Here is a 12391-nt window from a genome sequence, read left to right as displayed (position 1 = left end):
CGTTGTTATATGGCTGCTTATTATTTTAGTATGTGAAAATCACTCTCGTGAAAGTCACTGTCGCGACAGAGTGGCACTCATCTGACGATGATTGAGGTGTGGTAAAATTGCACGGCTAACTATTCAACTGAGGAAAGGACATGTTTACTGCATTCAATGAGAGAAATGATTTCAGTTATGCTTTTGAAAAAATCCGTAATGCGATTTCCGCGCCAGGAGAAAATAATCTTTATGCTGCAACAGAATTAGGTCTTGGCATTCTGCTCCGTAAATACGAGCAGTTTCGCCAGGAACTGGATGCGGCCGGTGAGCTGGGAAACTGGGAATATGATCTCGATACCTACAATCACTGTATTGCGGTGCTGCAACGTTACTTCACCGGCAATCCATCCGGACTGACAGAACGTGATGCCCGGATTTACAGCCATTACCTGCAGACTGAGCACAAAAGGTTTGTGAAACTGGCTGAAGAGCTGGCTGCCGGCCGCTGACTACGGACAGAGGGCGGGATTTCTCAGGAATATAAAGGGGTAAATGATCAATGACTGATATACAGGCCGCAACTGAGAGTATAGTTGCTGCGACATCCCATCCGGTTTCCGTACAGCTGATTAATCAAGGGGCGGGGATCTGGGGAAACGTGGCAACCGGGCTTATCACTGGCCTGCTTACTGGGGGTATAACACTCACTGGCATCTGGCTGACACATTATTTCACGCTTAAGCGTGAGAGACAGGCGTCAGAAGATAAAATGAAAAAGGAACTGCATTACATTGCCACCGAGTTGGTATTCATGCTTGAACGGTATGCTGAGGGTTGTTTCCGGGTTGTGACGGATGACGGCCAGGATGATGATGCCCCCCAGCCTGAGAGAAAAGCTGTCACGAATTACCCTGAACTGAATCTGATCGATGTCTCCGGTGACTGGCGGACTTTAGAGCCACGTCTTATGTATCGCATCCGTGAACTGCCGGTGCTCCAGGATGAGGCCCACAGGGCAATTGCATATGCCGCCGAATACTCCGACCCTCCTTGGCATAAGGACTATTTCAGGGAACGGCAGTATCAGTTCACGCGCTTGGGCATCAACGCTGTCATTCTTGCCGTCCGTCTGCGCAAGGCAACCGGGATGCCCGAAACACGTCTTACAGGTCATGATGAATGGTCTGCAGTTTCCGTGTTTCGTAAAGTCTGGAGGCGCGAAAGAGCCCTGCGCGCTGCTGAAGCTACCCGCAACAGGGAGTGGAATCAATTAGTGATACCTGATGGAATGTCAAACCAATGAGCGGCCTCTTATCATATTCTCACCCGCAGCAGCCGGCGCAAATGCCGGTGGCCATTGACTATCCCGCCGCGCTGGCCCTGCGCCAGATGGCGCTCGTTCAAGATGAACTACCGAAATACCTGCTGGCACCGGAAGTCAGCGCCCTGCTCCATTATGTGCCCGATTTGCACCGCAAGATGCTGCTGGCAACCCTCTGGAACACCGGCGCACGTATCAACGAGGCGCTGGCGCTGACCCGGGGGGATTTTTCGCTGGTGCCACCGTATCCGTTCGTGCAGCTGGCCACGCTTAAGCAGCGCACCGAAAAAGCGGCCAGGACAGCCGGCCGAGCTCCCGCCGGTAGCCAGGCTCATCGTCTGGTTCCGCTTTCCGATCACCACTACGTCAGCCAGCTGCAGATGATGGTGGCCACCCTGAAAATTCCGCTGGAAAGACGCAACAAGCGTACCGGCAGAACAGAGAAAGCCCGCATCTGGGACATCACCGACCGGACAGTACGGACCTGGATTGGCGAAGCGGTTGAAGCGGCCGCCGTCGACGGGGTGACATTCTCGGTGCCGGTCACCCCGCATACGTTCCGCCACTCCTACGCGATGCATATGCTGTATGCCGGCATACCACTGAAGGTTTTGCAGAGCCTGATGGGCCACAAATCGATTAGCTCGACGGAAGTCTATACGAAGGTGTTCGCACTTGATGTTGCTGCGCGGCATCGAGTTCAGTTTCAGATGCCCGAAGCGGATGCGGTAGCCATGCTGAAAGGGAATATTTAAGTACTTAGGAGAATGATGCTGGCGAACGTCCTGCTCGCCGGGGAGGTCTGTCAGACGTTATCTGGACCAGCTGACGGGAATATCTGCTCTGTATTCCTCATACTGCTCATAGATCGCATGCTGAAGCATCGTAATACGTTCTGACAACCTGTTGGCGTCCGACATATGCCGCCATTCCCCCTCAATAGTGGTTTTCTGTCCATCCGGGAGATTGAGCGTGATCAATACCTTTGTATCACGAATAATCACCCCGTCAGTGAAAGAATTAAGACCACTCCTTACGGTATTATCTATCTGTATAGTTTCAAGTTTCATCTTGTTACCTCCTGTTGACCGGATCCCAAGCATAGATATCTGAATTCAAATTGCCTAGTGAAATGTCTGGATATGCCGCATTTTTCCCCTTATACAGCGAAGCTGGCCAAAGGCCAGCCCGCTTGGATTTATCGCTTTTGCCAGTAGATCAGCATGGCAAGGAACAGGATTGTTGCCCCCTGAGAAGCGGTCAGGAAAGTTTCCAGCAATGACATTATCGTAAAACTCCGCATTATTCAGGTGTGTGATTCAGGGGCCTTAGTCCCCCTTTTACAGGACGTAGTGTTCTGTCACGACGGAAGCCAGGGTTAATAAAAACGATTCGAATATGTCTGCAGGGACGATAGAAATCTTCGTGCGGGTTGTCTCGCTGTAGCCGGCTCTGGAGAGCGACTCGGGGGAGGAGTAGTATCTTCCGGCCACGGATATGATCGAGCCAGCAGTGCTCGCCGCAGTCGAGCGACAGGGCGAAGCCCCGAGTGAGCGAGGAAGCACCAGGGAACAAAACTTATAAATTCTGCTTACGCTCAATGCCTGAAAAATCACCTCCCCTCGGGGTTATCCACTTATCCACGGGCATATTTTTATAAAGTACTTTTTTATTCTTTTTCTTTATTTTACATCTTTTAGGGAGCCTGAAAGCCGCGTACAGTGCGGCCTGAGAGGGGGCCTGTATGGGCAACTGGTAAACATAATATGGGAAATTAATCACGTATCAGTGGGTTTTGTGTCAACAAGCTATGGGATACGCATCAACAAGCTATGGGAAAGAGGTCAAGTTCAGTTCTCAATTATCCACTTGTGGATAAAGTGCAGATTTTTCCGGTGGATAAGTATCGCGATAGCTTGCAATTTCTGTTTTCACTGTCATTATGGGTGGGTAAAAATTTACCCATAGGCATTGAAATGGATACTCAAGCACTCTTGCCAGCTACTAAAACGTTTAAAAAACGCGCCAGTATAAAGCAATCTAACGAATTGACCGAAGCTGCATATTACCTGCCTCTTCAGGCAAAACGTGTGCTGTGGTTATGCCTCATGCAGGCCTATTTTAATGACAGCCAGGAAGATGACTCTGACGTATTGCCGCTCTTCAAAATCAGCGTTTCCGATTACGTCAAATACTTCAATGTCGCTACGTCTGTCGCCAGTCGTGATGTGAAGGCTGGGGTAAATGCTCTGGGCGAATCAACGGTTACCTTTTATCCAAAAGAAGGTGAGTTTGAAGAAGTTAAACGTCCGTGGCTGGCTGAAGCAGGAATGAAGCGAGGCCGGGGTTCCTGGCAGATTGAATTTAACTACAAGGTCATGCCATTCCTGGTCGGCTTAACCTCCCAGTTCACTACCTATTCTCTCTATGACTGTGGCCAGCTTAATAGTGTTCGTGTCATCCGGCTTTATGAAAGCCTGTGTCAGTTCCGGAGCACTGGTGTCTGGATCACCACACATGACTGGTTATGTGAAAGGTTTATGCTCCCTGCCTCGCAGAAAAACAATATTGCTGAAATGAAGCGTACCTTCCTGGAACCTGCTCTGAAGAAAATTAATGAGAAGACGCCATTAAAGGTAACATATACCACTGAAGAAGATGGTCGCTTGCTGTTTAATTTTCTTGATAAAAAACAATAGTCTGTAATTTTTATTTCCTCCCCCCTTAGTTTGTTGCTGACATATGGGGGGATACTGAACTTGCTGTGTTTCCCATAGTGCTTGCCTAACTTGACCTGTTTCCCACACTCCCGACCGTCCGAGAAGTTGACCTGTTTCCCATAGTCCGGGCCGTCCGAGAAGCTGACCTGTTTCCCTTAGTCCGGGCCGTCCGCGAAGTTGACCTGTTCCCCACACTCCCGGCCGCCCGCGAAGTTGACCTGTTTCCCACAGTCCGGGCCGTCTGCAAAGTTGACCTGTTTCCCACAGTCCCGGCCGCCCGCGAAGTTGACCTGTTTCCCATAATCCGGGCCGTCCGCGAAGTTGACCTGTTCCCCACACTCCCGGCCGCCCGTGAAGTTGACCTGTTTCCCATAGTCCGGGCCGTCCGCGAAGTTGACCTGTTTCCCATAGTCCGGAGCGTCCATTAAAGTTGACCTGTTTCCCACAGAGGATGGAAAACTCTTCTTGTGCTGAGCGTAAGAGCTATCTGCCGGAACGGTTCCTCTTCGCTTCCTCGCCAGTTCGCTCGCTACGCTCGGTTACATGGCTGCGGCGAGCGCTGATACATAAGGCTCAGCATTGCACTGGTCGTAACTAAAATCAGAATCCTTCTGAATGACTCTCCTGTCTTGCAAGTTGAATACCTTTCTCAAAGCCCTTTTGTATGAGTTGCTGTTGATGGTCAAAAGTGCGTCTGCGTGTTGCTGCAGTGTGATTTAGTAGCACGCCCGTCGAGCTTCATCCCCCTTCTGTTGAGAGCGAAATCAAAACAATATGATTTTTTTCTTGCAACATGACACTTTTTGTTCAAAATGACAAAAAACGTCATGAGGTGATAAATGGACAATATTGAGCAGTTACGGAAAGTCGCTACACGTGCAGGTAAGCTTCTGACATCTTTGAGCGAAAGTATCCGACAGCAAAAAGAGGAATTGAAGCTTACCGAGTTCTATCAGGAATACAGCAAAGCCGCTCTGTATAAGCTGCCTAAGCTCAGTAAAGGCAGTGTTGAGTATGCTGTGTCCGAAATGGAAGCCGGTGGCTACATTTTTAAAAAGAAACCTTCTGGTAATACGATGAAATACGCGATGACGATTCAGAATGTCATCGATCTGTATAACCATCGTAAAGTACCGAAGTACAGGGATCGCTTCGATAAAGCCTTTACGATTTTTGTATGTAATCTTAAAGGTGGTGGTTCCAAGACAGTTTCTACCGCTTCATTATCACATGCTTTTCGAGCTCATCCTCAGCTTCTGTTCGAAGACCTGCGTATTCTGGCCATCGATTTCGATCCGCAGGCATCTCTGACAATGTTCCTGAGCCATGAGAATTCAGTGGGCTTGGTTGAAAATACGGCTGCTCAGGCCATGCTCCAGAACGTGTCTCGTGAAGAATTACTTTCCGATTTTATAGTACCGTCTATTATCCCTGGTGTTGATGTAATCCCCGCTTCCATTGACGATGCATTCCTTGCTGAAGGCTGGAAGGGATTGTGTGAAGAACATCTGCCAGGGAAAAATATTCATGCGGTGCTTAAAGAGAACATTATCGACAAGCTCCAGCATGACTACGACTTTATTTTCCTTGATAGTGGTCCTCACCTTGATGCGTTCCTGAAAAACTGCATTGGGGCGGCAGACCTGATGTTGACCCCTCTTCCACCGGCGACGGTTGATTTTCATTCTTCCCTGAAGTTTGTGGCCAGCCTCCCTGCCCTCATAGATTCCATCGAAATGGATGGGCACACCTGCAATCTCATCGGTAATGTCGGCTTCATGTCCAAGATCCTGAACAAGTCTGATCACAAAATTTGCCATAGTCAGGCCAAAGAGGTTTTCGGTGCCGATATGCTAGACATGGTTCTGCCAAGACTGGATGGTTTCGAACGTTGTGGGGAGACTTTTGACACAGTTATTTCAGCAAATCCAGCAACCTATGATGGAAGTACAGAGGCACTAAAAAGCGCAAAATCAGCAGCGGAAGACTTTGCGAAGGCAGTCTTTGATCGCATCGAGTTCATTCGTACTAACGGAGGTATGTGATGTCGAATGAGAAAAGAAAAACCATCGGCAGACAGTTAAATACCCAGGCGTCAATTGCGGAAATGACGGACACCGGTAGAAGCCAGGTATTTACCTTAAAAACCGGCAGGAAGGTAACGTTCAGGTTTGTTCGGGTGCCTGCATCTGAAGTTGAAAGTAAGACCTTCGTAAACCAGGAAAACAACGGAAGAGATCAACTTGCACTGACCAGGGAATCCCTGAAATCCATTATCCAGACGATTAAGTTTCAGCAGTTCTTTCCCTGTATTGGTATTAAGCAAAGTGAAAGGATTGAGATACTGGATGGTTCAAGACGGCGAGCCTCAGCAATTTTTGTCCGTACAGGCCTTGATGTAATGGTTACCGAAGAGCATTTATCAGCTGATGAAGCTCGCCAACTGGCTAAAGATATCCAGACAGCTAAAGAACATAATCTTCGGGAGATTGGCCTGAGATTGATCGCTCTTAAAGAGTCCGGATTTAATCAAAAGGAAATTGCTGAACTGGAGGGGTTATCTCAAGCTAAAGTTACCAGGGCGCTGCAGGCGGCGGCCGTACCGCAAGACTTGATTTCTCTGTTCCCGGTTCAGTCGGAGCTATCGTTTAGTGACTATAAACTTCTTTTAGAAGTTAATGAAAAACTCAGTGAAAAGGGATTAACGCCTGAAGAACTCATTCAGTCTGTATCAGCTCAGCTCGATGCAATTTTGAGTGAAGGCGAGCGACCAGAAGACGAACAGAAAGCCAGTATACTGAAGCTGATTTCTCAGGCATCTCAGGCATTGATAGATCCATCTCCCAAGGAAAAGTCAGTGGTTTCCCCACTCTGGTCTTTTGAAGAAAAGGACAAGTTCGCGCGTAAGCGTGTGAAAGGGCGTACGCTGACTTATGAGTTTAGCCGTATGTCAAAAGTGATTCAGGATGAACTGGACAAGGCTATCAACGAGGTCCTTGACAGAAATTTGAGTCAATAATTTCGCCATGGCGATTTCACATCTAACTTATTGTAATTAGGCAGTTTAGGCTGAGAATTTCAAGGTGAAATCGCCAAAGTTTTACGCCAGTTTCGCTGAAGGAATATCTGACCATCGTGTCGTATAAGCAGGAGAAAGCATCTCCCGTTTCATCTGCCATTCCGGGGCAATACCCCGCCCCGCAAACCATACTTTACCCAGCCCTGAGTTGTTGATCCCGTCCAGAACCTTCATCAGCTCAGCACTGTAAGGGCGTGGCGGGCGTTCGTCGAACAGCTGCAGCTGCGAAACGCCGGAGCCGGTGAAGTCATTCAGCATAACTCCGGCTTTGGCATACCGGTGCCCATCCCTCCAGATACGCTCCAGAGCCGTTGTAGCGGCTGCAATGATGTCCCTGGTGTCCTGAGTGGGTGTAAGAAGTTTTTCCGTAGCCACGTTGCCGTAGTAAGGCTCTTTAATGGCGAACGGAGACGTTTTGATGAAAACGGAAATATGCCGGCAATACTGGTGCTCTTTACGCAGTTTTTCAGAGGCCCGCTCTGCGTGCTGACAGATAGCCTGACGGAGTGACTCGTACTCCGTGATCTTCACGCCAAAACTGCGGCTGCAGACAATTTGCTGTTTCGTCGGAGGGGCTTCCTCAAGCGAAAGGCAGCTTTCCCCGTTCAGTTCCCGTACCGTTCGCTCAAGGACCACAGAAAAATTTTTGCGGATGAAGGCCGGGTTCGTCAGGGCGAGATCGAGCGCGGTCTTAATGCCCAGTACATTCAGCTTGCGTGCAATACGGTTACCCACCCCCCAGATTTCTTCAACCGGCTGCAGTGAAAGCAGTTTCCGCGTTCTCTGCGGATTTCCCCTGGTCAGAGCAAGTACGCCACGAAACTGTTTCCACTCTTTTGAGGCCCACTGGGCTGATTTTGCGAGGGTCTTCGTTGGTCCGGCGCCCACGCCAATGGTCAGGTGGGTACAGTCATACACGTGCTGACGCAGCTGCCGGCCGAAGTCCTCAAGCTCCATACAGTGCTCCACGCCGGTCAAATCGAGGAACATCTCATCAATTGAATACTGTTCCACTCTGGGGGCCAGTTCCTCCAGGCTGTTCATCACGCGCGCCAACATCGAGGCATAAAGTTCATAGTTACTTGAAAACGCATATATTTTTTCCGGGTATCTTTCGTTTTTTATCTGAAACCACGGAGTTTCCATTTTGATCCAGGGCTTCGCCTCGGCACTGCGAGCGATTACATTCCCGTCGTTGTTGCTCAGGACGACTATCGGCTTTCCTTTCAAATCCGGGCGGAAAACACGTTCACAGCTGGCATAGAAGCTGTTCACATCGGCCAGGGCAAACATCAGTACATCTCCCTCGGGCGGTGGATGATATGCGTGACGACGCCAAAGATATCCAGCTCGTCGGGATCAGGATAAATCGGCGACCAGGAGGCATTCATGGGCTGCAGCGTCAGTCGCGGCGTCAGCAGAAGCCGTTTCACCGTAAACTCCCCCTGCATGCTGGCGACAACGATATCGCCGTGCCGCGGCTTTTCAGCACTGTCCACAACCAGCAGATCGCCATTGTACAGACTGCCGTCGGCCATGCTGTCTCCGCTGGCACGCAGGTAGTACGTCGCGCTCGGATGCCGTATGCAGTAATCATGGAGATCCAGATCGGACTCGACATAGTCAGCAGCAGGGCTGGGAAAACCGCAGCTGGCCAGATCGGCAAACAATGGATGGGCCTGTGGCGGGAGTTCTTTCCCGGTGCTGAAAAGTTGTAGTTTCATCTTTCCTCCTGACACTCTAATTTTACTGGTTATACATACAGTGTTCACCGGGAGACCGGTAGAGATCAAGGGGTGAAAGTCCCCGACCATTGAAGGACCAGCAATCCACAAGGTCCCCGAGTCATGCGTTGCATACCGCGAGGTATGGGGCGAAGCGTTGACAGGGGTGTTGACAGGCCAGCCATTGAGCCACGAAATGTATATTAAATTACCGGGTGCCGACGTTGTACTGTTAACGGAAGGCAACATCATAGGGTGCGATACTGCGAGTGCCACATGGACCCGGCGGGGTCTGAGACCCTGGCATGTCAATACGATCTCTACGCGGGAACCGGGAGATCTCCCCTCTGACCATCTGCCAGTGTCGGAGACGGCCCGCACCGGGAAGACGAGGAGTCATAGCCGGTGATGTACGGAGAGGAGAAGTCGGACTCGCTCATAGTAGCGGCGAAGCAGGCGAACAACCCGAAAGGAGCGGAGTCAGTGGAGCGAAGGAGCGGGGCCAAGGGGAACGCGGAACAGCCACACATGCGCCGGACACAGAGCCGGGAAAGCATGTCACAGAGGCTGTCACGCGTGCGGGAAGCTGCGAAGCAGCGGAAGAAAGAACGGTTTACAGCATTGTTCCACCTGCTGACAGTCGAAGCACTGGAAGCCGCATTCCTCTCCCTGAGCAGGAAAGCGGCCGCCGGAGTGGATGGCATCAGGTGGATGGACTACGCCGGAAACATGAAGAACAACATAACAGATCTGCACCGGAGGCTACATTAGGGCAGCTACAGGGCGCAGCCCGGCAGGCGTCACTACATCCCAAAAGCGGATGGAAAACAACGCCCGCTCGGCATCGCCTCGCTGGAGGACAAGATCGTCCAGTATGCGCTGGTGAAAATCCTGAACGCAGTCTATGAAAACGACTTTATGGGGTTCTCATACGGGTTCAGACCCGGGCGAAGCCAGCACGATGCACTGGACGCACTGGCCACAGGGCTGGTACGCACTAACGTAAACTGGGTACTGGATGCCGACATCAGTCAGTTCTTCGACAGGGTGAGCCACGAATGGCTGATCAGGTTCACAGAGCATCGGATCGGCGACCGGAGCGTAATCAGGCTCATACGTAAGTGGCTCACAGCCGGGACGTTGGAGGAGGGTCAATGGCGAGCAACGGAGGAAGGCACCCCACAGGGTGCGGTCATCTCACCGCTGCTGGCAAACATATACCTCCACTACGTCTTCGATCTGTGGGCGCATCAGTGGCGACGTCGCTATGCCACAGGCAATGTGGTAATGGTCAGATACGCCGATGACATCGTCATCGGGTTCGACAAACGATACGATGCCCGGCGCTTCCGTATAGCCATGCAGCGCAGACTGAGGGAGTTCGGACTCACGGTTCACCCGGAGAAAACCCGTCTGATGGAGTTCGGCCGCTTCGCTGCCGAAAACCGTGCCATCAGGGGAAAAGGCAAACCAGAAACGTTCAACTTCCTCGGGTTCACGCACATCAGCGGGAAAGATCGCAACGGCAGGTTCATGCTGATACGAAAGACCCGCCGGGATCGGATGACGGCAACTCTGAAAGCCATCAAAGACGGTCTGCGAAGGCGCTGGCATTACTCAATCCCCGAACAGGGAAAATGGCTCAGGAGAGTGGTTCAGGGATACCTGAACTATCACTCGGTACCGGGCAACTTCCCCACCATGCAGAAGTTCAGGACACACGTAACAAACCTCTGGCGCCGGGCGCTCAGGCGCAGGAGCCAGAAGGATGATACGACCTGGACGAAAGCAAACAAACTGGCAGCCGCATGGCTACCAAGGGTTCGGGTTCTTCATCCATGGCCTGTGGAGCGGTTCACCGCCAGACACCCGAGGCAGGAGCCCGGTGCGTAAATCGCGCACGCCGGGATCTGTGCGGGGGGTATCCGGTAACGGGTATCCCTACCGCGACATATTTAACAGCGTGACGATAATCCAGATCGCCTGCCGGATAATGGTGCCAACTTACTGATTTAGTGTACGATGGTGTCTTTGAGGTGCTCCAGTGGCTTCCATCTCCATCAGTTGTCCCTCCTGCTCAGCTACTGAAGGCGTGGTGCGTAACGGTAAAAGTACTGCCGGACATCAGCGCTATCTCTGCTCTCACTGCCGTAAAACATGGCAGCTACAGTTCACTTACACCGCCTCTCAGCCCGGTACGCACCAGAAAATCATTGATATGGCCATGAATGGCGTTGGATGCCGGGCAACCGCCCGCATTATGGGCGTTGGCCTCAACACGATTTTACGTCACTTAAAAAACTCAGACCGCAGTCGGTAACCTCACGCATACAACCGGGCAGTGACGTCATTGTCTGCGCGGAAATGGACGAACAGTGGGGCTACGTCGGGGCTAAATCACGTCAGCGCTGGTTATTTTACGCCTATGGCAGGATGTGCAGGACGGTGGTGGCACGCGTCTTTGGTGAGCGTACTCTGGCCACGCTGGAGCGTCTTCCGGGCCTGCTGTCGGCCTTTGAGGTCGTGGTATGGATGACGGATGGCTGGCCGCTTTATGAATCCCGCCTGAAGGGAGAACTGCACGTTATCAGCAAGCGATATACGCAGCGAATTGAGCGGCATAACCAGAATCTGAGGCAGCATCTGGCAAGGCTGGGCAGGAAGTCACTGTCGTTCTCAAAATCGGTGGCGCTGCATGACAAAGTCATCGGGCATTATCTGAACATAAAACACTATCAGTAAGTTGGAGTCATTACCAACCAGTTCACCACCTACTCGCTCCGCGATTGTGGCAGTCTTCGAAATCCCCGGACGATCCGCCTTTATGAAAGTCTTGCTCAATTCAAATCTTCAGGCTTATGGGTTACTACTCATGCTTGGTTAAATGACCGTTTCGTCTTACCGGAATCCCAGCAGAAGAACTTGGCAGAGTTGAAACGATCTTTCCTTGATCCTGCACTCAAGCAGATAAATGAGAAAACACCTTTACTTGCTAAGTATAGTATTGATGATTCAGGAAAATTTCTGTTCTCAATAATTGATAAGCAAAATCCCGTCTGACATAAATCAGCACACATGAGCCTGTCATTTGACAAATTTTTGTCATGAAGATGGGCGGATTTCCACACAGCACCGGCGCCCGGTAAGGTGGGCGGATTCCCACACGGCACCGGCGCCCGGCAAGATGGGCGGATTTCCACACAGCACCGGCGCCCGGTAAGGTGGGCGGATTTCCACACAGCACCGGCGCCCGGCAAGGTGGGCGGATTCCCACACGGCACCGGCGCCCGGCAAGATGGGCGGATTTCCACACAGCACCGGCGCCCGGTAAGGTGGGCGGATTTCCACACAGCACCGGCGCCCGGCAAGGTGGGCGGATTCCCACACGGCACCGGCGCGCGGCAAGGTGGGCGGATTCCCACACGGCACCGGCGCGCGGCAAGGTGGGCGGATTTCCACACAGCACCGGCGCCCGGCAAGGTGGGCGGATTCCCACACGGCACCGGCGCGCGGCAAGGTGGGCGGATTCCCACACGGCACCGGCGCGCGGCAAGGTGGGCGGATT

Annotated in this window: 12 protein-coding genes and 2 pseudogenes; 9 read left to right on the top strand and 5 right to left on the bottom strand. The window is 51.7% G+C overall.

Annotated features, from left to right (window positions below; all coding sequences use genetic code 11):
* Window positions 1-140: 140 nt before the first annotated feature.
* From O1722_RS25405 to O1722_RS25395, 3 genes are read left to right on the top strand one after another with little or no spacing between them, the layout of a single operon-like run.
* Entirely contained in the window at window positions 141-491 is a 351-nt protein-coding gene (locus tag O1722_RS25405) for a hypothetical protein (RefSeq protein ID WP_000493378.1), read from the top strand.
* 50 nt (window positions 492-541) lie between these two features.
* Window positions 542-1285: a hypothetical protein gene (locus tag O1722_RS25400; RefSeq protein ID WP_000129823.1), complete on the top strand. Its 744-nt coding sequence runs from the start codon at window positions 542-544 to the stop codon at window positions 1283-1285.
* Complete coding sequence (locus O1722_RS25395; RefSeq protein ID WP_000015958.1) at window positions 1282-2058, top strand: site-specific integrase; 777 nt, start codon at window positions 1282-1284, stop codon at window positions 2056-2058. Before O1722_RS25400 ends, O1722_RS25395 begins: the two co-directional genes overlap by 4 nt.
* Window positions 2059-2115: 57 nt before the next feature.
* Here O1722_RS25395 and O1722_RS25390 read toward each other — a convergent pair whose 3' ends face one another.
* Entirely contained in the window at window positions 2116-2373 is a 258-nt protein-coding gene (locus O1722_RS25390) for a hypothetical protein (protein ID WP_000764642.1), read from the bottom strand.
* Between the two features lie 128 nt (window positions 2374-2501).
* A complete protein-coding gene (locus O1722_RS25385; protein ID WP_032409716.1) occupies window positions 2502-2606 on the bottom strand; it encodes a hypothetical protein in 105 nt (34 codons plus the stop codon).
* Between the two features lie 529 nt (window positions 2607-3135).
* On the opposite strand from O1722_RS25385, the gene O1722_RS25380 reads away from it, so the two are divergent.
* Window positions 3136-4002, top strand: a complete 867-nt coding sequence (locus tag O1722_RS25380; protein WP_004118283.1) for a replication initiation protein — start codon at window positions 3136-3138, stop codon at window positions 4000-4002.
* 176 nt (window positions 4003-4178) lie between these two features.
* On the opposite strand, the gene O1722_RS25375 is transcribed toward O1722_RS25380, so the two are convergent.
* Window positions 4179-4448: a hypothetical protein gene (locus O1722_RS25375; RefSeq protein WP_000339857.1), complete on the bottom strand. Its 270-nt coding sequence runs from the start codon at window positions 4446-4448 to the stop codon at window positions 4179-4181.
* Window positions 4449-4862: 414 nt separating this feature from the next.
* Between O1722_RS25375 and O1722_RS25370 the strand changes: the two genes are divergently transcribed.
* Complete coding sequence (locus O1722_RS25370) at window positions 4863-6068, top strand: AAA family ATPase (protein WP_000368714.1); 1206 nt, start codon at window positions 4863-4865, stop codon at window positions 6066-6068.
* Entirely contained in the window at window positions 6068-7042 is a 975-nt protein-coding gene (locus tag O1722_RS25365; RefSeq protein ID WP_000064119.1) for a ParB family protein, read from the top strand. The genes O1722_RS25370 and O1722_RS25365 overlap by 1 nt, the downstream gene beginning before the upstream one ends.
* A gap of 81 nt (window positions 7043-7123) precedes the next feature.
* Here the strand turns inward: O1722_RS25365 and O1722_RS25360 are convergent, their stop codons facing one another.
* Together O1722_RS25360 and umuD are read right to left on the bottom strand one after the other, a co-directional pair.
* Window positions 7124-8395 (bottom strand): Y-family DNA polymerase, encoded by a 1272-nt coding sequence (locus O1722_RS25360; RefSeq protein ID WP_001754953.1) that lies wholly within the window; start codon window positions 8393-8395, stop codon window positions 7124-7126.
* Window positions 8395-8826 (bottom strand): translesion error-prone DNA polymerase V autoproteolytic subunit, encoded by a 432-nt coding sequence (umuD, locus tag O1722_RS25355; protein WP_000776034.1) that lies wholly within the window; start codon window positions 8824-8826, stop codon window positions 8395-8397. The genes O1722_RS25360 and umuD overlap by 1 nt, the downstream gene beginning before the upstream one ends.
* Window positions 8827-9231: 405 nt before the next feature.
* Here umuD and ltrA point away from each other — a divergent pair.
* The 3 genes and pseudogenes from ltrA to O1722_RS25340 form a co-directional block, all read left to right on the top strand.
* Window positions 9232-10719 (top strand): annotated as a pseudogene (ltrA, locus tag O1722_RS25350) (group II intron reverse transcriptase/maturase).
* A 151-nt stretch (window positions 10720-10870) separates the two neighbouring features.
* Window positions 10871-11568, top strand: a protein-coding gene (locus O1722_RS25345; RefSeq protein WP_223229472.1) for an IS1-like element IS1X3 family transposase whose coding sequence is annotated in 2 segments (ribosomal slippage) — window positions 10871-11120 and window positions 11120-11568 — 699 coding nt in all. Because the reading frame shifts where the segments join, the coding sequence is not laid out codon by codon here.
* 9 nt (window positions 11569-11577) lie between these two features.
* Window positions 11578-11886: pseudogene (locus tag O1722_RS25340) on the top strand (replication initiation protein); the annotation flags it as partial.
* Between the last annotated feature and the right edge of the window lie 505 nt (window positions 11887-12391).

Source organism: Enterobacter cloacae complex sp. HYC003_NIDB (assembly GCF_056673375.1).
The sequence above is the reverse complement of the archived record's forward strand: the minus strand, read 5'-3'. Positions and strand labels throughout refer to the sequence as shown.